This window comes from Methylobacterium sp. 391_Methyba4 (assembly GCF_029691625.1).
GTDB lineage: Bacteria > Pseudomonadota > Alphaproteobacteria > Rhizobiales > Beijerinckiaceae > Methylobacterium > Methylobacterium fujisawaense.
The window spans coordinates 5,809,967-5,829,124 of record NZ_CP121475.1 but is presented as its reverse complement, the minus strand read 5'-3'; the positions used below and the strand labels follow the sequence as shown (position 1 = coordinate 5,829,124).

17 protein-coding genes are annotated in these 19,158 nt (G+C 70.8%); 16 read left to right on the top strand and 1 reads right to left on the bottom strand.

The features are described from left to right. Positions 1-27 precede the first annotated feature (27 nt). The 16 genes from P9K36_RS27400 (at position 28) to P9K36_RS27325 (ending at position 18,526) form a co-directional block, all read left to right on the top strand. Positions 28-1,332 (top strand): MFS transporter, encoded by a 1,305-nt coding sequence (locus P9K36_RS27400; protein WP_043389044.1) that lies wholly within the window; start codon positions 28-30, stop codon positions 1,330-1,332. Positions 1,333-1,364: 32 nt separating this feature from the next. After that, complete coding sequence (locus P9K36_RS27395) at positions 1,365-2,228, top strand: class II aldolase/adducin family protein (protein ID WP_111473471.1); 864 nt, start codon at positions 1,365-1,367, stop codon at positions 2,226-2,228. Positions 2,229-2,455: 227 nt separating this feature from the next. Continuing rightward, positions 2,456-3,898 carry a CoA transferase gene (locus P9K36_RS27390; RefSeq protein ID WP_111473472.1) on the top strand — a complete coding sequence of 481 codons (1,443 nt, stop codon included), beginning with the start codon at positions 2,456-2,458 and terminating at the stop codon, positions 3,896-3,898. Positions 3,899-4,168: 270 nt separating this feature from the next. Beyond that, positions 4,169-5,626: a class II fumarate hydratase gene (gene fumC / locus P9K36_RS27385; RefSeq protein WP_043389241.1), complete on the top strand. Its 1,458-nt coding sequence runs from the start codon at positions 4,169-4,171 to the stop codon at positions 5,624-5,626. 46 nt (positions 5,627-5,672) lie between these two features. Continuing rightward, entirely contained in the window at positions 5,673-7,400 is a 1,728-nt protein-coding gene (poxB, locus tag P9K36_RS27380; protein WP_043760037.1) for a ubiquinone-dependent pyruvate dehydrogenase, read from the top strand. A gap of 30 nt (positions 7,401-7,430) precedes the next feature. Beyond that, positions 7,431-7,826, top strand: coding sequence for a hypothetical protein (locus tag P9K36_RS27375; RefSeq protein ID WP_043760035.1), 396 nt, complete (start codon positions 7,431-7,433; stop codon positions 7,824-7,826). A 31-nt stretch (positions 7,827-7,857) separates the two neighbouring features. Continuing rightward, positions 7,858-9,369, top strand: a complete 1,512-nt coding sequence (gene mqo / locus P9K36_RS27370; protein ID WP_043760033.1) for a malate dehydrogenase (quinone) — start codon at positions 7,858-7,860, stop codon at positions 9,367-9,369. A 107-nt stretch (positions 9,370-9,476) separates the two neighbouring features. After that, positions 9,477-10,901: a cytochrome ubiquinol oxidase subunit I gene (locus P9K36_RS27365; RefSeq protein WP_053609659.1), complete on the top strand. Its 1,425-nt coding sequence runs from the start codon at positions 9,477-9,479 to the stop codon at positions 10,899-10,901. A 6-nt stretch (positions 10,902-10,907) separates the two neighbouring features. Beyond that, positions 10,908-11,894, top strand: a complete 987-nt coding sequence (gene cydB, locus P9K36_RS27360; protein WP_043389059.1) for a cytochrome d ubiquinol oxidase subunit II — start codon at positions 10,908-10,910, stop codon at positions 11,892-11,894. Between the two features lie 47 nt (positions 11,895-11,941). Next, positions 11,942-13,798: an FUSC family protein gene (locus tag P9K36_RS27355; RefSeq protein ID WP_043760025.1), complete on the top strand. Its 1,857-nt coding sequence runs from the start codon at positions 11,942-11,944 to the stop codon at positions 13,796-13,798. Then, positions 13,795-14,010 carry a DUF1656 domain-containing protein gene (locus P9K36_RS27350; RefSeq protein ID WP_236952766.1) on the top strand — a complete coding sequence of 72 codons (216 nt, stop codon included), beginning with the start codon at positions 13,795-13,797 and terminating at the stop codon, positions 14,008-14,010. The genes P9K36_RS27355 and P9K36_RS27350 overlap by 4 nt, the downstream gene beginning before the upstream one ends. Before the next feature lies 1 nt (position 14,011). Next, entirely contained in the window at positions 14,012-15,007 is a 996-nt protein-coding gene (locus P9K36_RS27345; RefSeq protein ID WP_052083752.1) for an HlyD family secretion protein, read from the top strand. Between the two features lie 111 nt (positions 15,008-15,118). Continuing rightward, positions 15,119-16,150, top strand: coding sequence for an aldo/keto reductase (locus tag P9K36_RS27340; protein WP_278306252.1), 1,032 nt, complete (start codon positions 15,119-15,121; stop codon positions 16,148-16,150). Between the two features lie 197 nt (positions 16,151-16,347). After that, on the top strand, positions 16,348-17,286 hold the full coding sequence (locus tag P9K36_RS27335) for a pirin family protein (RefSeq protein ID WP_043389064.1): 939 nt from the start codon (positions 16,348-16,350) through the stop codon (positions 17,284-17,286). 168 nt (positions 17,287-17,454) lie between these two features. Then, on the top strand, positions 17,455-17,979 hold the full coding sequence (locus P9K36_RS27330) for a hypothetical protein (protein ID WP_043389068.1): 525 nt from the start codon (positions 17,455-17,457) through the stop codon (positions 17,977-17,979). Between the two features lie 31 nt (positions 17,980-18,010). Further along, entirely contained in the window at positions 18,011-18,526 is a 516-nt protein-coding gene (locus P9K36_RS27325) for a hypothetical protein (RefSeq protein ID WP_043389071.1), read from the top strand. Positions 18,527-18,667: 141 nt separating this feature from the next. Here P9K36_RS27325 and P9K36_RS27320 read toward each other — a convergent pair whose 3' ends face one another. Then, positions 18,668-19,093 (bottom strand): MucR family transcriptional regulator, encoded by a 426-nt coding sequence (locus P9K36_RS27320; protein ID WP_043389073.1) that lies wholly within the window; start codon positions 19,091-19,093, stop codon positions 18,668-18,670. Positions 19,094-19,158: the final 65 nt, after the last annotated feature.

The window sequence follows — 19,158 nt, the reverse complement described above, 5'->3', positions numbered from 1 at the left end:
AACGATAAAGTCTAGGGAGACACCGGAATGGCACAGGGGGTCATGACCCTCGTCGAGCCCAGTATCGACGAGACGACGCGGGTCTACCGCAAGGTTACGTGGCGCCTCGTGCCGTTCCTGTTCGCCTGCTACGTCGCGGCCTATCTCGACCGCGTCAATGTCGGTTTCGCCAAGCTGCAGATGCTGAGCGACCTGCAGTTCAGCGAAACCGTCTACGGCCTCGGCGCCGGAATCTTCTTTCTCGGCTACTTCCTGTTCGAGGTGCCGAGCAACATGATCCTCCACAAGGTCGGCGCCCGGATCTGGATCGCCCGGGTCATGCTGAGCTGGGCCGTCATCTCGGCGGCCATGATGTTCGTGACCTCGCCGACCTGGTTCTACGTCCTGCGCTTCCTGCTGGGCCTCGCCGAGGCGGGCCTGTTCCCGGGCGTGATCCTGTACCTGACCTACTGGTACCCGTCCGAGCGCCGCGGCGGCATCATCGCCCTGTTCATGACCGGCATCCCGATCGCCGGCCTGATCGGCGGACCGGTCTCCGGCTGGATCATGAACGCGTTTGCCGGCACGGGCGGCCTCGCGGGCTGGCAGTGGCTGTTCCTGATCGAGGCGCTTCCGTCCGTCGTGCTGGGCTTCTGCGTCCTCGCCTATCTCGACGACGGCATCCAGAAGGCCAAGTGGCTGAGCGCCGACGAGAAGGCGCTGCTCGCCCACAATGTCGCCGCCGACGGCGCCTCCGTGACCGCGCACCGGTTCCGGGACGGCTTCACCAGCGGCTGGGTCTGGCTGCTCTGCGGGATCTACTTCTTCTTCATCATGGGCCTCTACGGCGTCGGCTTCTGGCTGCCGACCCTGATCAAGGGCGCGGGCGTCTCCGACCCGCTGCAGATCGGCCTCCTGACCATGCTGCCCTACGGCGCCGCCGCCGTGGCGATGATTACGGTCGGGCGCCTGTCCGACGCGGCCCGGGAGCGGCGCTGGCACATCACGGTGCCGGGCCTCGTCGGGGTGGCGGGCTGGCTGGTCAGCATCCGGTTCAGCACGGACCTCGTGATCGCCGAGGCGGCGCTCACCGTGGCGACGATCGGCGTGCTGGTGACGCTCGCCCAGTTCTGGTGCCTGCCGACCGCCATCCTGGCGGGGGCGGCCGCCGCCACCGGCATCGCGGTGATCAACTCGGTCGGCAACCTCGCGGGCTTCGTGAGCCCCTACCTGATCGGCTGGATCATCGACACCACCAAGTCCACGAGCCTCGGCGTCTACACCCTCGCCGCGTGCCTCGCCCTGGGCAGCCTCCTGGCGCTGACGGTGCCCAAGCGCCTCGTCAACCGCTGACGCCCTCCCCTCACCCGACGAAAGGATACGCCATGCTCGACGATCATTCCCACGAGGCGCCCGTCGCCCTCGACCTGCCCGACGACGATGCCGGCCGCAAGCGGACCTCGATCTACCAGCCGGAGCAGGCCGGCCTGATCTTCCCGGAGATTCCGGAATTCGCCAACCACGCCGAGGCGCGCGACTACCGCAAGAAGCACCTCGTGGCCGCCTGCCGCGCCTTCGCGATGCACGGCTTCGACTACGGCTTCGCCGGGCACCTGACGATCCGCGACCCGGAGCGTCCGGAGCTCTACTGGACCAACCCGATGTGCGTGCACTTCTCGCAGGTGCGGATGTCGAACCTGATCCTGGCCGACCACAAGGGCCGGGTGGTCGAGGGGCGCCACGCCATCAACCGGGCGGGCTTCGTCCTCCACGCCGCCGTGCACGACGAGTACCCCGAGGTCATGGCGATGTGCCACGCGCACACCACCTACGGCACCGCGTGGTGCGCCACCGGTCGGCCCCTCGACATGATCAGCCAGGACGCGGCGGCCTTCTACAACAGCCACGCGGTGATCGGCGCCTCGGCCGGCGCCGTGGCGGTGGAGAAGGAGAGCGGCCTCTCGGTCGCCCAGCAGATCGGCCGCAACCGCGGCGTGCTGCACCAGAACCACGGCCTGCTGACCTGCTCGCACCACAGCATCGACGACGCGGCCTTCTGGTTCATCGCCCTGGAGCGGGCCTGCAAGCAGCAGCTCCTCGTCGAGGCCTCCGGCATCAAGCCGCAGCTCCTCTCGGAGAAGACCGCCCGCTACAGCCGCGAGCATGTCGGCAGCGACTATATCGGCTGGCTGCACTTCCAGACGCTGTACAACCACATCGCCGAGACCCAGCCCGACATGTTCGCCTGAGGCCCGGCGGGCGCCGCCCCCGCGCGGACGGCGCCGCGACGCGCATCGGGGCCGGCCGCGAGGCCGGCCCTTCCGCTATGGGCCGGTATGGGCCGGTGCCCGGGCGGCGCCCGGGCGGCGCCATCCGGATGGAGCGGGGAGCCGGTCCGTCCTGCCCATCAGCGGTACAAGATTGATTCATCCGTCGGCGGCCGCCACCCTGCACAGGTCATGTGAGGGCCGCGACCATGCGCAAGCGACACGCCGACGAGGACGCCCTGCGGTCGATCTTCGCGGAGGCGCTGGCAGCCCTGGCGCTGCCGCCCGATGCCGGAGACCGGCTGACGGTCACCGGCACGGAGAGCCTGCCGTCCTGCTTCCCCGTCACGGAGCTGGCGACGGCGGCGATCGGTGCCGCCGGCCTCGCCGTCTCCGAACTTCTGGGCCTGTTCGGAGATGCGCCCGCCGTGACGGTGGACCGGCATCTCGCCTCGGCGTGGTTCGGCCCGTCGGTGCGGCCGCGCGGATGGACGATGCCGGCCGCCTGGGACCCGATCGCCGGCGACTACCGGGCGGCGGACGGCTGGATCCGGCTGCACACCAACGCGCCCCACCATCGCGCCGCCGCCCTCTCGGTGCTCGACTGTCCGGGCGACCGGCAGGCGGTTGCGGCCGCCGTGGCCCGGGAGACGGCCGAGACCCTGGAATCGGCGATCCTGCGCGCGGGGGGCTGCGCCGCGGCGATGCGCAGCCTGGAGGCGTGGCAGCGACTGGACCAGGGCCGGGCGGTCCGGGCCGAGCCCCTCGTGGCGGTCACGGAGGCGCCCGGCCACGACTCCGGACGGTGGCGCCCGGACCCGGCCCGTCCCCTCGCGGGGATCCGGGTCCTCGACCTGACCCGCATCCTGGCGGGGCCTGTGGCCACGCGCTTCCTGGCCGGGCTGGGCGCCGACGTCCTGCGAATCGACCCGCCCAGCTGGGACGAGCCGTCCCTGGCGCCCGACGTCACCCTGGGCAAGGTCTGCACCCGGCTCGACCTCCATCGGGCCGCCGACCGACAGCGGTTCGAGGGGCTGCTCTCGGAGGCGGACATCCTCGTGCATGGATACCGCCCGGATGCCCTGGAGCGGCTCGGCTACGGGGAGAAGCATCGCCGGGCGCTCAATCCGAACCTGATCGACGTCACGCTCTGCGCCTATGGCTGGACCGGGCCCTGGGCCGGCCGGCGCGGCTTCGACAGCCTCGTCCAGATGTCGGCCGGCATCGCGTCGGCCGGACAGCGCTGGAAACAGGCCGACCGGCCGGTGCCGCTGCCCGTCCAGGCGCTCGACCACGCCACCGGCTATCTGATGGCGGCGGCGTCCATACGGGGCCTGATCGCCCGGTTGCGGGAGGGGCGCGCCGTCACCGCGAGGCTCTCCCTGGCCCGCACGGCGTTTCTGCTCAGCGACCATGCCGGCGGCGCGCCGGGGCCCGCCTTCAGCGGAGATCAGGACCGGGACTTCTTACCAAAGATCGAACACACGGCGTGGGGACCCGCCCTCAGGCTGTACGCCCCCGCGCGGATCGACGGCGTTCCCCTGCGATGGGATAGGCCCGCCCGAGATCTCGGATCTACGGAGGCTGCACTGGTTTCCAATTTCGATAGCGCGCAATTTTCCAGCCCGAACAGCAGCCGCGCTATAAATTGATCAATCCATCTAATATTTTTGCACCGGCGACATTACGCGACCCTTGACATCGATCCGCGTCGTCTGGCAATCGGCACGTACGATATGCATGACACTATGTTAATATATTCAAAAATTTGTAAAAAGGGAACAGAAAATTCCTGAAGATCTCGCTTTGACAAAAGTCCATCAAGCAACAGGGAATATTAATACGATTTACCTCAAAGCACATCCGTTTCGCCGACCCAGACTTGCTCTGTGCCATACGGTTCGACACCGAGAAGGATGACGATGCCCGCGTCTGCCCCGGACCATCCTGTCCTGCGCGAAATCCCGATCGGCATCTCCGCCACGGGGACACGCCGCGAGACGGATTCGATGGGGGCGATCGACGTTCCGGCGGACCGCTACTGGGGGGCGCAGACGCAGCGCTCGCTCCAGCATTTCTCGATCGGCAACGATCGCATGCCCAAGCGGGTCTATCACGCCTACGGCTACGTCAAGAAGGCCGCGGCCCTGGTCAACGCCGCGGCCGGACGCCTGGAGGACTGGCGGGCGCAGGCCATCGTCCGGGCCGCCGACGAGACGATCGCGGGAAAGCTCGACGCGCATTATCCGCTCTACGTCTGGCAGACCGGCTCCGGCACCCAGTCCAACATGAACGTCAACGAGGTGCTGTCGAACCGCGCGATCCAGCTCCTCGGCGGTGAACTCGGCTCCAAGAGCCCGGTCCACCCGAACGACCACGTCAACATGGGCCAGTCGTCGAACGACACCTTCCCGACCGCGATGCACATCGCGACGGTGCTGGAACTCGACGAGGTGCTCCTCCCGCAGGCGCACGCCCTTGCCGACGCGATCGACGCGAAGGCGCAGGCCTGGATGGATGTGGTCAAGACCGGCCGGACTCATCTTCAGGATGCGACGCCGTTGACGGTCGGCCAGGAATGGTCGGGCTACGTGGAGCAGATGCGCGACGCGCTGGCCCTAGTCGCGGCGTCGCGGGCCGGGCTCTACAAGCTCGCGGCCGGCGGCACCGCGGTCGGCACCGGCCTCAACGCCCCGGAAGGCTTCAGCGCGGAGATCGCCGGCCAGATCGCCGCGCTGACCGGCAAGCCGTTCGTCACGGCGCCCAACAAGTTCGCCGCCCAAGGCTCCCTCGACGCCATGGTCGCCGCCATGGCGGCGGTGCGCGGGCTCGCGGTCGCGCTGATGAAGATCGCCAACGACATGCGCTGGCTCGCCTCGGGGCCGCGCTGCGGTCTCGGCGAATTGCTGCTGCCCGCCAACGAGCCGGGCTCCTCGATCATGCCCGGCAAGGTCAACCCGACTCAGTGCGAGGCCATGGTGATGGTCTGCATTCAGGTGATCGGCGAGGACAACGCGGTCGCCTTCGCGGGCGCGCAGGGCAATTTCGAGTTGAACGCGATGCGCCCGATCATCATCAACAACACGCTGCACGCGATCCGCGTGCTGGGCGATGCCTGCGAGAAATTCCGGACCTACTCGGTCGCGGGCACGGAGCTCAACCGGAAGCGGATCGACGAGACCGTGAACCAGTCGCTGATGCTGGTCACGGCCCTGTCGCCGGTGATCGGCTATGACCTCGCCTCCAAAATCGCCCACCGCGCCAACGACGAGGGTACGACGCTGCGCGAGGCCGCCCTGGCCGAGGGCGTTCCGGCCGAGCGCTTCGACGCGGTGTGCGATCCCAAGACCATGACCGGCCACGGGCTGGCCGGCGCCTGAACCCGCCGGGACCATCCGTCGGGGCCCCTCAGCTGAGCGAGACACCATGAGCACGAAGGTCGCCGATCTGTTCGTCCGGGCGCTGGCGCAGGCCGGCGTGAAGCGCATCTACGGCGTCGTCGGCGACAGCCTCAACGGGCTGACCGAGGCCCTGCGCCAGGACGGCTCGATCGCCTGGATCCACACGCGCCACGAGGAGAGCGCCGCCTTCGCGGCCGGCGCCGAGGCGCACCTGACCGGCGACCTCGCGGTCTGCGCCGGCTCCTGCGGGCCGGGCAACCTCCACCTGATCAACGGCCTGTTCGACGCGCACCGCTCCCGCGTGCCGGTGCTGGCCATCGCGGCCCAGATCCCCTCGGCGGAGATCGGCCGGGGCTACTTCCAGGAGACGCACCCGCAGAACCTGTTCCAGGAATGCAGCCACTATTGCGAGCTGGTCTCCTCGCCGGCCCAGCTGCCCGGCGTGATCGAGACCGCGATCCGCGTCGCCGTCGCCGAGCGCGGGGTCGCCGTGGTGGTGATCCCCGGCGATGTCGGCCTCATGGCCATGCCGGGGAACGCGCCCGAACTCTCCGCCGCCCTGGTGCCGCCCCCGCCCGTGGTGCGCCCGCGCGACGCCGACCTCGATGCGCTGGCCGGGATGCTCAACGATGCCGGCCGCGTGACCCTGTTCTGCGGCCGCGGCTGCGCCGGCGCCCACGCGGAGCTGCTGCAGCTCGCCGAGGCGCTGAAGGCGCCGGTGGTCCACGCGCTGGGCGGCAAGGAATACGTCGAGTGGGACAATCCCTACGACGTCGGCATGACCGGGCTGATCGGCTTCTCGTCGGGCTACCGGGCGATGCTCGACTGCGACACCCTGCTTCTGCTCGGCACCAGCTTCCCCTACCGCCAGTTCTACCCGGAGGACGCCAAGATCGCGCAGGTCGACCTGCGAGCCGAAAGCCTGGGGCGCCACTGCCGGATCGATCTCGGCCTGATCGGCGACGTCGGCGCGACGATCACGGCGCTGCTGCCGAAGCTGCAGGCGAAGACCGACCGGGCGCATCTCGACGACAGCCTCGCCCATTACCGCAAGGCCCGCGCCGGGCTCGACGCCCTGGCGGTGGGCAAGCCCGGCGGCAAGATCCACCCGCAATACGTCGCCCGGACGCTCAGCGAGGCGGCCTCCGAGGACGCGGTGTTCACCTTCGACGTCGGCACGCCGACGATCTGGGCGGCCCGCTACCTCGCCATGAACGGCAAGCGCCGGCTGATCGGCTCGCTCAACCACGGCTCCATGGCCAACGCCCTGCCGCAGGCGATCGGCGCGCAGGCGGCCTATCCCGGGCGGCAGATCATCTCGTTCTCCGGCGACGGCGGCTTCGCCATGCTGATGGGCGACCTGCTGACCCTCAACCAGCACAAGCTGCCGGTGAAGATCGTGGTGCTGAACAACGGCACGCTGGGCTTCGTCGAGATGGAGATGAAGGCCGCGGGCTTCCTCGAGACCGGCGTCGAACTGGTGAACCCGGACTTCGCCGCCATGGCGCGCGGGGCCGGCATCTTCGCCCGGCGCGTCGAGGATCCGGTCGAACTGCCGGACGCGATGCGCGCGCTGCTCGACCACGACGGTCCGGCCCTCCTCGACGTCGTCTCGGCCCGCCAGGAACTGTCGATGCCGCCGAAGGTCGGCCTCGAGCAGGTGACGGGCTTCGGGATGTGGCTCGCCAAGGCGGTGATCGACGGGCGCGGGACCGAGATCGTCGACCTCGCCAAGACCAACCTCTGGCGCTGACGCGCCGATCCCAAGCTGGAGGTCAGCCCGATGATCCGCTGCGTTCGCATCTGGACCGGTGACGACGGCAATTCCCACTTCGCGGAGGGCGTCATCGCCCTGCCCCACGGCGAGCGCGGCGACCTCCTCAGCGGCACGACCGACGTGGTCTCGATCTCCTTCCGGGAGACGCAGGCCGGCGGCACCTACGCGTGGCACACGGCCCCGACCCGCCAGTTCGTCATTACCCTGCGCGGCACCCTCGACTTCCAGACGAAGGCCGGGGCGCATTTCACGATCCGCCCCGGCGACATCCTCATCGCCGAGGACACCGCCGGCTCCGGCCATTCCTGGCGCCTCGTCGACGACGAGCCCTGGTGCCGGGCCTACGTGATCCTCGCCCCCGGCGCCGAGGCCCGGCTGCCCTTCGTCCCGAACGCCCAGTGAGTTCCCCCGAACCGGTGCCAGGAGTTCCGCGATGGCCGGCCTAAGCGACGACGACACTCCCGACGTGGTGCTGATCGGCGCCGGGATCATGAGCGCGACCTTCGGCACGGTCCTGAAGGAGCTGGAGCCGTCGCTCAGGATCGCGATGTTCGAGACGCTCCACGACTGCGCGCAGGAGAGCTCGGAGGGCTGGAACAACGCCGGCACCGGCCACGCGGCCAATTGCGAGTTGAACTACACGCCCCAGCGCCCCGACGGCAGCGTCGACATCGCCAAGGCCCTGGAGGTCAACACCGAGTTCGACATCTCGCGCCAGCTCTGGGCACATCTGGTGAAGAAGGGCGCGATCCCCGATCCCCGCGCCTTCATCCATCCCTGCCCGCACATGAGCTTCGTCTGGGGGGCCGAGAACGTCGCGTTCCTCAAGGCGCGCTACGCCGCGATGTCGGCGCACCATTGCTATCACGGCATGGAATACAGCGAGGATCCGCAGGTCATCGCCGGCTGGGCGCCGCTGATCATCGAGGGCCGCGCCCCCGGCGAGCCCATCGCCGCCACCCGGATCGTCACAGGGACGGATGTCGATTACGGCGCCCTCACGCACCTGCTGGTCAAGCAGCTCGCGGCGCAGCCCGGCTTTTCCGTGCACTACAACCGGAAGGTCGTCGCCCTCGACCGGGTCGACGACGGCCGCTGGGCCGTCACCGTCGAGGACACCTACGACGGCACGCGCCAGACCGTGACGGCGAAGTTCGTGTTCATCGGCGCGGGCGGCGGCTCGCTGCCGCTGCTGCAGGCCTCGAAGATCCCGGAGGGGCGCGGCTACGGCGGCTTCCCGGTCTCCGGCATCTGGCTGCGCTGCGACGTCGACGCGGTCAGCGCGCGCCACCACGCCAAGGTCTACGGCAAGGCGGCCTCCGGCTCGCCGCCGATGTCGGTGCCCCACCTCGACACCCGCATCATCGGCGGCAAGCGCTCGCTGCTGTTCGGACCCTATGCGGGCTTCTCGTCGCGCTTCCTCAAGCACGGCGCGCTCACGGACCTGTTCACCGCGCTGACCCCGCACAACATCGTGCCGCTGCTCGACGTCGCCAAGGACAACGTCGCGCTGACCGAGTACCTCGTGGGCCAAGTGCTCCAGAGTTCCGACCACCAGTTCGCGACCCTGAAGCAGTTCTTCCCCAAGGCGCTGAAGCAGGACTGGACGTCGGCGGTCGCCGGCCAGCGGGTGCAGACGATCAAGCCGACCGGCCAGTCGAACCCGCTGGAGGAGGGCTACCTCGAGTTCGGCACCGAGCTCGTGGCCGCCGCCGACCACTCGATCTGCGCGCTGCTCGGCGCCTCGCCGGGCGCCTCGACGGCGGCCTTCATCGCGGTCGAGGTGCTGGAGAAGTGCTTCGCCGACCGGCTGACGCCGGAGGGCTGGCTGCCCCGCCTCAAGGCCGTGATCCCGACCTACGGCATCGACCTCAAGCAGGACGCCGAGGCCTGCCGGCGCAGCCGGGCCGAGACGGCGCCGATCCTGAGGATCGACACCGTCTGACACTTCCGCGAGGCGCGGTTCCCCGCGCCCCGCCGGTGGACATCTGAGGGTGCGACGCGCCCGAGCGGGGGCGGCGGACCGGCGAGCTTCGGCTGGAGAGAGGAACGATGGACATCTCCGCCCTGATGCTGTCGCGCATCCAGTTCGCCTTCACGGTCTCGTTCCACATCATCTTCCCGGCCTTCACGGTCGGGCTGGCGGCCTGGCTCGCCTTCCTCCAGGCGCGGGCGATGATCTCGGGCGAGCCGGTCTACGACCGCCTGTTCGACTTCTGGCTCAAGATCTTCGCGGTCGCCTTCGGGCTCGGGGTCGTCTCCGGCATCGTCATGGCGTTCCAGTTCGGCACCAACTGGAGCGAGCTCGCCCGCCGCACCGGGCCGATCCAGGGGCCGCTTCTCGGCTACGAGAGCTTCACGGCCTTCGCGCTGGAGGCCTCGTTCTTCGGCGTGCTGATGTTCGGCCGGCGGCGGGTGCCGCGCTGGTTCTACCTGTTCGCCTGCCTGATGGTCTGCCTCGGCACCAGCCTGTCGTCGTTCTGGATCCTCGTGAACAACTCGTGGATGCAGTATCCGACCGGCTTCGCCCTGCGGCCGGACGGCGTGTTCGTGCCGACCGACTGGTGGGCAATCCTCTTCAACGGAGTCGTCTGGGTCCGCTTCCCCCACATGGTCCTGGCCGCCTACGTCACCACCAGCTTCTGCGTCGCGGCGACGGGCGCGTGGTCCATGCTGCGGGGCCGGGACCGCGTCGAGGCCCGCGCCATGGTCCGGATGGGGCTCGGCCTCGCCGCGGTCCTCGTGCCGCTGCAGCTGTTCTTCGGCCACCTCACCGGCGACTACGTCGTCCGGCACCAGCCCTCGAAGATCGCCGCCATCGAGGGCCACTGGGAGAGCCGGGCGCCGGCCGGCGAGATCCTGTTCGCGTGGCCCGACGAGGCGCAGGAGACAAACCACTTCGTCATCGCCCTGCCCGCCCCCGCCGGCAGCCTGATCGACGACGGCACCCTCACCGGCAAGGTGATCGGCATCAAGGACATCCCCAAGGCCGACCGGCCGCCGGTGCTGATCCCGTTCTTCGCCTTCCGCATCATGGTCGGCTGCGGGCTGCTGATGCTGGCGCTCGCCTGGGGCGGGATGGCCTTCTACGCCACCGGGCGGCTGGAGCGGGCGCGCTGGCTGCAATGGGCGATCTTCCTGTCGTTCCCCCTGGGCTTCGTCGCGACGCTGACCGGATGGTTCACCGCCGAGGTCGGGCGCCAGCCCTGGACGGTCTACGGCCAGCTCCGCACCGCCGACGCGGCGACGCCGTTCCTGACATCCCCGCAGGTAGCGACCTCCCTCGCCGTGTTCGGCGCGGTCTACGCGCTGATCTTCGCGGCCGGCACCGTCTACATCTACCGCATGCTCAGGGCCGGCATCCTGCCGACGCCCGCGCATGCGGGGAGCGCCGCCAACCCCAAGAGGCCGCTCGCCGTACCGGGCGACAGTCCCGGCACACCCGGCGCCACGCCGACCGGCACACCGGCGGAGTAAGCGGCCATGATCGAATTCTGGGCCGCCGCCCTCGCCCTCACCCTGATGCTCTACGTGCTGCTCGACGGGTTCGACCTCGGCGTCGGCATGCTGTTCGGGATCGCCCCGGACGAGGCGGCGCGCCGCCACATGATGCAGGCGATCGCCCCGGTCTGGGACGGCAACGAGACCTGGCTGGTTCTGGCCGCGACGATCCTGTTCGGGGCCTTCCCCGCGGTCTACGCGCTGCTGCTCTCGGCCTTCTACCTGCCGCTCCTCCTGATGCTCGCGGCCCTGATCCTGCGCGGCGTCGCCTTCGAGTTCCGCTACAAGTCCCGGCGGCTGCGGCGGGTCTGGGACGCGGGCTTCGTCGGCGGCTCCTTTTGCGCGGCCTTCGTGCAGGGCGTGACGGTCGGGGCGCTGGTGCAGGAACTGCCGGTCCGGGACGGGCTCTATGTCGGCGGGGCGTTCGGGTGGCTCACGCCCTTCTCGCTGCTCTGCGGGCTCGGCCTGTGCCTCGGCTACGCGCTGCTCGGCGCCGCGTGGCTGTGCGGCAAGACCGAGTCCGACGTGCGCGACCTCGGCTTCCGGCTGCTGCCGCGGCTCCTGCTCGGGGTGCTGGCCTTCCTGGGCGCGGCCTTCGTGTACGCGCTGGCGATCAACCTGCGGGTGCTGCACCGCTGGATCGAGCGGCCCGAGATGCTGGTCCTGCCCCTCGTGGGGGCCGCGGCCTGCGCGGGGCTCCTCTACGCGGCGCGGCGCCGGAACGACGCCCTGCCGTTCCCGCTGGTGGCGCTGATCTTCGCCGCCGCCTTCGCGACGCTCGCCGCCTCGTTCCTGCCCTACATGGTGCCGTTCAGCGTGACGGTGACCGAGGCGGCGGCGCCGGAGGCGAGCCTGTCCTTCATGTTCTGGGGCGCGGGGATCGTGGTCCTGCCGATCACCCTGATCTACACCCTGGTCGTCTACCGGGTGTTCAAGGGGAAGGTCGACGTCGCCGAGCATTATGAGTGAGCCCGCGACCGGGCTCCCCGACCCGCCCCGGCCGCTGAGGCCGCGCCGTGGCCGGTGAGGTCGCGCTCTCCGAGGACGCGCCGGGCCTCCTGCAGCGCCTCGCCGCGTGGTGGCCGCGGGAGGCGGCCGAGGCCGTGCGCATCGCGCTCACCGCCATCGCGGCGATCTGGCTCGCCATGTGGCTCGAACTGGCGCTGCCGCACTGGGCCGGCTGGACGGTCATCTCGGTGACGCTCGCCACCCGCGCGGCCTCCCTGCGCAAGAGCCTGTGGCGGGCCGGCAGCACGCTTGTCGGCGTCACCGTCGCGATGGTGCTGGTGGCCAATTTCGCCCAGGCGACCCTGGCCTTCGACCTCGCCCTGGCCCTGTGGATGGGCCTGCTCACCGCGGCCTCCAGCGTCGAGAGCGGCCAGCGCGCCTACGGCTTCGCATCCATGGGCTTCACGGTGCCGATCATCGCCCTGGCCGACGTGCAGAGCCCCGAGACGGTGTTCCAGATCGGCGTCGACCGCTGCTCGACGATCCTGCTCGGGATCGGCTGCGCCTACGCGTCGAACGTGTTCGTGGCGCCGGGCGTCCCCGCCGTCAGCCGCGCCCTGGCGGGGCGGCTCGAGGCGGCCGCGCAGGCCTGCGACGCCTGGATGGCCGCCCTGCGGCGGGGCGAGCGGCCGGGCCCGATGCCCATCGCCGCCGTGATGACGCTCGGCGAGGAGGTCACCGACACGTTCACCGAGCAGCCCTCCCTCCGTTCCGGCGGCCGGGGGATCCGCAACGCCGCCCCCCGGCTGCGGCGCGTGCTCGCCGCGGGCCTGCTGCGGGCCCTGCTGCCGGACCGGCCGGGATCGCGCTCGACCGACCTGATCGGGGCCGGCGGGGCGATCGCCGTCCGGCAGATCGGGCGCGTCCGGGTCTCGGCGCGGCTCCTGCGGGCCGGGGGCCGGGTGGGGCGGCGGCGCGTGCCGTTCCGCCCGCACCTGCTCTTGTGGAACGACCTGGACTGGGACGGCTGGCACGCCTTCGACAACGGCCTGCGCACCGCCGCCGCCGTCCTGCTCGTCAACGGCTTCTGGTACGTCACCGGCTGGTCGCACGGGGCCGGCGCCGCGACCTGGGCGAGCCTCGTCTGCGTCCTGCTCGCCGCCCATGCCGACCCGCGGGCGGAATCCCGCGCCTTCCTGATCGGCGCGCTGCTCGCCGCCGTGGTCGGGCTGACCCTGCGCTACACCCTGCTGACCACCACCGGGAGCTTCGCGCTCCTGGCCGCCGTGCTCCTGCCGGTGGCGATGCTGGCGGTGGTCGGCCGGGCCGACAAGCGTGCGATCTACGGCATCGGCTTCGGCTTCTTCGTCTTCGGCGTCCTCGATCCCAAGAACCCGATGACCTACGACCTCGCCGACTCGCTCAACACCGTGCTGGCCGAGCTGCTCGGGATGGCGGTGGCGGCGGTCGCGTTCGCCGCCCTGCCGCCGCCGGTGAGCCCCGCGACGCTGCGGCTGCGGGCCCGCCGCCGGCTGGTCCGGTCGGTGCGCGGCGCGGCCCTCGACCCGGCGCTCCTGCTGCCGCCCCGCGACCGCTATCTCGCCCGGGGTTTCGGCCGGCTCGCCCTCATCGGCGCGGATGAGGCGATGGCCCGGGGCGGCGAGCGCCTGCTCGTCATCGGGCTCCTGCTGCTCGCCCTGCGGGAGACGGACGACCGGGAAGGCCGCCGCGTCGGCCGGGCGGTCTGGGCCCGGCTCGCCGCGTCCCGTCCGGCAGAGGCGGATGCGGTGCCGGATCCCTTGCGCGAGCTCGCCGACCGGGCGACCCTGCCGCTCCAGGCGGAGCGCATCGGGGCGCTGGCCGCCCTCGTGTCGGATCTCGACCGCGCGGGCTGGCCGAACCTCGATCCGGGGGTGCGGGCGTGATCGGATTGCGGGCGGTCGACGTGCTGGGGCTCTACGTCGAGCCCGCGGTGATCTGCCTGCTCGCCGCCCTGGTGATCACCTGGGGCCTGCGCTGGATCCTGGACTGGATCGGCATCAACCACCTTGTCTGGAACCGCGCCCTGTTCGACTTCAGCCTCCTGACCGCCGTGACGGCTCTGCTGATCCTGTCCCTGCGCGTCCAGGGTCCGTGACATGGCCACGACCCCGCGACCGTCCCTGCGCGACTGGCAGCCGCCGCCCGCCTACAACGTCGCCGCCACCCTGCTGGCGCTGGCGGCGGCAATGGGCCTCGCCTACCTCGCCTTCCTCTACTACGCCTACACGCCCTGGACCCGGGACGGGCGCGTGCGCGTCTACACCGTGCAGGTGGCTCCCGAGGTCTCCGGGACGGTGGTGGCGGTCCGCGTCCGGGACAACCAGTTCGTCCGCAAGGGCGACGTGCTGTTCACGATCGATCCCGGCACGTTCAGGAACGCCGTGACCCAGGCGGAGGGCGCCCTCGCCAGTGCCCGGGCACAGGCCGGCTACCTCGCGGGTATCGCGCAGCGCACCGCCGAACTCGACGATCTCGCCACCACCCCGCAGCAGAAGCAGACGACCAGCGGCCAGGCGCAGGCCGCCCAGGCCAACGTGGTCCAGGCGGAGGGCGCGCTGGCGCAGGCGCGGCTCAACCTGGAGCGCACGACCCTGCGGGCCACCGTGAACGGCTGGGTCACCAACCTGCTGCTGCAGGAGGGCGGGTTCGCCGCCACGGGGCAGCCGGCGCTGACGCTGGTCAACGGCGACAGCTTCTGGATCGAAGGCTACTTCGAGGAGACCCAGCTGCCGCGCATCGGCGAGGGTGACGCCGCGCGGGTGTCGCTGATGGCGTGGCCGGACCGTCCGATCCGGGGCCGGGTGACCGGCCTCGGCCGCGGCATCAGCGTCGCCGACGCCGCCCCGGGCGTTCAGGGGCTGCCGACGGTCAATCCGATCTTCACCTGGGTCCGGCTGGCGCAAAGGGTGCCGATCCGGATCGACCTCGACGACGTGCCGTGCCCGATCGTGCTGGCGGCGGGGATGACGGCGAATGTCGCGATCCTGCCCGAGAAGGCCGGATCCCCGGACGCCCTGCCGCCCGACCGGCGCACCGGCGCGGCCGCCGGCCAGCGCTGCGAGGGGGCGCCGGTCGTCGAGTCGCGGCGCTGACGCGCACGGCCCTCGTCGTGGCATGCCCGCCGCCGGGAAAACCGGGGCGGCGGCCGCGTTAGACCGGCAGGCGCGCCGACATGCGGCGCCCGCGATCGCGATGAGGATCCGATGGACTACAGGCAGTTCGGACGCTCCGGCCTTACCGTGCCGGTGCTCAGCTTCGGCACCGGCACCTTCGGCGGCACGAACGAATTCTTCCAGCGCTGGGGCCAGACGGACGTCGCGGAGGCGACCCGCATGGTCGATCTCTGCCTCGATTCCGGGGTCAACTTCTTCGACACGGCCGACATCTACTCGGGCGGCGCCTCCGAGGAGATCCTGGGTCAGGCCCTCAAGGGCAAGCGCGACCGGGCGCTGATCTCCACCAAGGCGACCTTCCGGTTTAACGACGACCTGAACCAGGTGGGCTCCTCGCGCTACCACCTGGTCCGCGCCTGCGAGGCCAGCCTGAAGCGGCTCGGCACCGACCATATCGACGTCTACTTCATGCACGGGTTCGATGCGCTCACCCCCGTGGACGAGACCCTGCGGGCGCTGGACGACCTCACCCGCGCGGGCAAGATCGGCTACATCGGCGCCTCGAATTTTTCCGGCTGGCAGCTCATGAAGGCGCTCGCGACCTCGGAGCGCCACGGCCTCGCCCGCTACGTCGCCTACCAGGGCTACTATTCGCTGATCGGCCGGCACTACGAGTGGGAGTTGATGCCCCTCGGGATCGACCAGGGTGTCGGCTTGATGGTCTGGAGCCCGCTGGGCTGGGGCCGCCTCACCGGCAAGATTCGCCGCGGACAGGCCAACCAGAGCGGCCGCATCGCCGCCGGTGGCGCCGAGGGTGGGCCGCCTGTCTCCGACGAATACCTGTTCGGCGTGGTCGACGCCCTCGACGCCGTGGCGGCCGAGACCGGCAAGACGGTGGCGCAGGTGGCGCTCAACTGGCTGCTGACCCGGCCGACCGTGTGCAACATCGTGGTCGGCGCCCGCACCGGGGAACAGCTGAAGCAGAATCTCGGCGCCCTCGGCTGGACCCTGACCGCCGAGCAGGTCGCCCGCCTCGACGCGGCGAGCCACGAGACGCCGATCTATCCGTACTGGCACCAGAAGGGCTTTGACGAGCGCAACCCGAAGCCGACGGTCTGGTAGCCAGCGGCGCGCGGCCGGGACCCTGAGGGCGGAAATCGGAAACGATGCGTTTCGATCGTTTCTGTTTCAACTCGTGCGGTCCCGGTCCAGGATGCCTGCGGATGGCCGGCCGATCCCGAACGATGTCGGCTCCGCCATCCGGGGCGCCGCGCAGCAGCCGATGGCGCTCCTCCCTCCCCGCGCGAAGGAGCAAGGCGATGAGCTGGCACAGTGCCGAGGATCCGATCCCGGGCGACCATTTCAGCTGCGACGCGATCCGGACCCTGATCGTGCCCCGCTCGCGCGATCTCGGCTCCTTCGCGGTGCGGCGGGCGCTGCCCTCCACCGAGTGCCGGATGGTCGGCCCCTTCATCTTCTTCGATCAGATGGGCCCCTCCGAGTTCCTGCTCGGGCAGGGCATGGACGTGCGGCCGCATCCGCATATCGGCCTCTCCACCGTCACCTACCTGTTCGACGGCGAGATCATGCACCGCGACAGCCTCGGCACGGAGTTGCCGATCCGGCCGGGCGAGCTGAACTGGATGACCGCGGGCCGCGGCATCACCCATTCGGAGCGCACGGCCCCGACGCTGCGGCAGACCGGCTCCCGGCTGTTCGGCATCCAGAGCTGGGTCGCCCTCACCGACCGGGACGAGGAGAACGCCCCCGCCTTCGAGCATTACGACGCCGCCGCGCTGCCGGTCCTCACCGGCGAAGGCAAGACCGTCCGGCTGATCGCGGGCGAGGCCTTCGGCGCACGCTCGCCGGTGCGCACCTCGAGCCCGATGGTCTACGCCGACGTGGCGCTCGAGGCCGGGGCCGTCCTGCCCCTCGATCCGACCTACGACGAGCGGGCGATCTACACGGTGGCGGGCGCCATCGAGATCGCCGGCGACGGCTTCGGGCCCGGCCAGCTGCTGGTGTTCCGGCCCGGCGACCGCATCAGCGTGCGCGCCCTGGAGGGGGCCCGGTTCATGGTGCTGGGCGGCGAGCCGATGGATGGTCCACGCCACTTGTGGTGGAACTTCGTCTCCTCCCGCCCCGAGCGGATCGCGCAGGCCAAGGAGGATTGGCGCCAGGGCCGGTTCGACACGGTGCCGAACGACGCCGAATTCATCCCCCTGCCGGAGGATCCGCAGCCCGTCCGCTACCCCTGAGCCGACAGCCCGATCCGGCGGTCCGGCGTGCAGCGACAGGCGATCATGGCCGCTCGAACGCAACCCTAGCGCGAGTGTTAAGGAGTTGTTAACCATTTTCCATCGGTGTGGGACGGACACCGATGCCTCATCGGAGGCTTGCGCTGCACCCTGCCGGCAGGACGCGTGATGGAACAGACGAAGCACCCTAAGGCCGAGACGCTGACACCGATCGAAGCCGCCGCGCGCGACGTCCGCGAGCCGACGACCCGGATTCGGACCGGCAACCTGGTCCTTCTCGCCGCGGACGAGCGCGCCACCGCGCAGGGCCGGAATCCGAACCCGTCGCCGGTGGAGCGGTGGCCGGACCTGCTGGAGCGGGTGCAGGGCGCGGCCCGGTACATCCGGGACGTCGAAGACCGGGCGCAGGAGCAGGAGACGCACGTCCAGGATCTCCTGCGGCAGGTGCGGGCCGACATGGATGCGGCCCGCGCCCAGGTGCAGGCGGCCGAGCGGGAGACCCACGAGGTCCATGCGCAGGCGATCAAACTGATCCAGGCCGCCGAGGACCGGGCCGCGGCCGCCGAAGAGCGGGCTGCAGCGGCGGAACTCATGCTCCAACGCATCGCCGAGACGATCGACGCGGAGTTCGTGACGCAGGCGGGCCCACAGGACGCCCGGACCCGGGCCTCCGCCACCCGGGCGGCCTCGTGACCCGCGCGGGCCCGGCCGGATCGCGGCGGCGATGAACGCGGCCTTCTGGGCAGAGCTCGACGCACGCATCGCGCGCGCGGAGCCGGCCCCGGCGACCGCCGACGGCAATCCGGCGGTCGCCGGGCCGCTCCCGGTGGCGGCCTCCGGAGCGGGTCCCGAGACGCCGTCCGAGCCACCGTCCGAGCCACCGTCGCGGCCGGATGCGGACTGGAGCCAGGTTCTGGACACGCTGTCGGCCGCGAGCATCGCGGCCCAGGAGCAGGATCAGCGCCTGCGCCAGCGATCCGCCACCTGCGAGACCCTGTCTGCGGAGCTGCAGGCGGCCCGGCAGGAAATCGAGGCGCTGCGGGCGCATCTGCAGGAGGTGCAGACCCAGGCGGCACTGCGCGTCCGCGAGGTCGAGGCGCTGGCCGACGGGCGGGTCCGGGACGCCGACGAGCGCGCCGAGGCCGCGATCGTGCGGGCGGAGTCGGCCGAGGACTGGCTCAAGCGTATCGAACAGGCCAGCCGGGATCTGCTGCCGGACGGCCGGCATGCGGCCGCCTGAAGCGCGGGACGCCGGGCCTTTCGGAAACGCCGGTCTCCCGGTGGGTCATCGGCCCCGGGAAGACGGCCCGTTGCCCGGTCAGGAGAACCTCCTCGTCGGAATCCGAGGTGGGGCGGCCTCAGCCCGTCGGGATCCGCCGGCTCAGGCGGCCCGGTCGCGGGGCACGCCCTGGGCGATCGCACGCGCCAGCGCGGCCCGGCGTTCGGCATATTCCCGGGCGACCATCGGATAGTCGCCCGGCAGGCCGAAGCGCGCGCGATAGCTCTGCGGGTCCAGCCCATGCGCCGTCAGATGGCGCTTGAGGGTCTTGTAGACGCGCCCGTCGATGAAGCTCATGATGCCGTCGGGCCGGACCGAGCCGCGGACCTGTGCCGCGCTCGGCTTGTCGAGCCGCACCTGCAGATCCGGGGCCGCCGTCACCGGCCCGCTCCCGGGATACGCCAGCGCGCTGATCGCGCTGTGGCACTGCGCGATCAGGGCCGGCAGTTCGCTCACGGGGACCCGGTTATTCGACACGTAGGCAACGACGAGCCCAGCAACCAGCTCGATATTGGATTGGGGGCTCATCGGAGTCGATGGGGACACGGGGCGGCCTCCTGAATGGGATGAAAACCTTCATAGGTTGGTCCGTC

Bases quoted from the DNA above. Each gene is read 5' to 3' on its own strand.
- mqo (WP_043760033.1), top strand. From the start codon at position 7,858: ATGGCCGGCCTAAGCGACGACGACACTCCCGACGTGGTGCTGATCGGC.
- fumC (WP_043389241.1), top strand. From the start codon at position 4,169: ATGCCCGCGTCTGCCCCGGACCATCCTGTCCTGCGCGAAATCCCGATC.
- P9K36_RS27345 (WP_052083752.1), top strand. From the start codon at position 14,012: ATGGCCACGACCCCGCGACCGTCCCTGCGCGACTGGCAGCCGCCGCCC.
- P9K36_RS27320 (WP_043389073.1), bottom strand. From the start codon at position 19,093: ATGAGCCCCCAATCCAATATCGAGCTGGTTGCTGGGCTCGTCGTTGCC.
- P9K36_RS27325 (WP_043389071.1), top strand. From the start codon at position 18,011: ATGAACGCGGCCTTCTGGGCAGAGCTCGACGCACGCATCGCGCGCGCG.
- cydB (WP_043389059.1), top strand. From the start codon at position 10,908: ATGATCGAATTCTGGGCCGCCGCCCTCGCCCTCACCCTGATGCTCTAC.
- poxB (WP_043760037.1), top strand. From the start codon at position 5,673: ATGAGCACGAAGGTCGCCGATCTGTTCGTCCGGGCGCTGGCGCAGGCC.
- P9K36_RS27335 (WP_043389064.1), top strand. From the start codon at position 16,348: ATGAGCTGGCACAGTGCCGAGGATCCGATCCCGGGCGACCATTTCAGC.
- P9K36_RS27390 (WP_111473472.1), top strand. From the start codon at position 2,456: ATGCGCAAGCGACACGCCGACGAGGACGCCCTGCGGTCGATCTTCGCG.
- P9K36_RS27365 (WP_053609659.1), top strand. From the start codon at position 9,477: ATGGACATCTCCGCCCTGATGCTGTCGCGCATCCAGTTCGCCTTCACG.
- P9K36_RS27395 (WP_111473471.1), top strand. From the start codon at position 1,365: ATGCTCGACGATCATTCCCACGAGGCGCCCGTCGCCCTCGACCTGCCC.
- P9K36_RS27330 (WP_043389068.1), top strand. From the start codon at position 17,455: ATGGAACAGACGAAGCACCCTAAGGCCGAGACGCTGACACCGATCGAA.
- P9K36_RS27340 (WP_278306252.1), top strand. From the start codon at position 15,119: ATGGACTACAGGCAGTTCGGACGCTCCGGCCTTACCGTGCCGGTGCTC.
- P9K36_RS27400 (WP_043389044.1), top strand. From the start codon at position 28: ATGGCACAGGGGGTCATGACCCTCGTCGAGCCCAGTATCGACGAGACG.
- P9K36_RS27375 (WP_043760035.1), top strand. From the start codon at position 7,431: ATGATCCGCTGCGTTCGCATCTGGACCGGTGACGACGGCAATTCCCAC.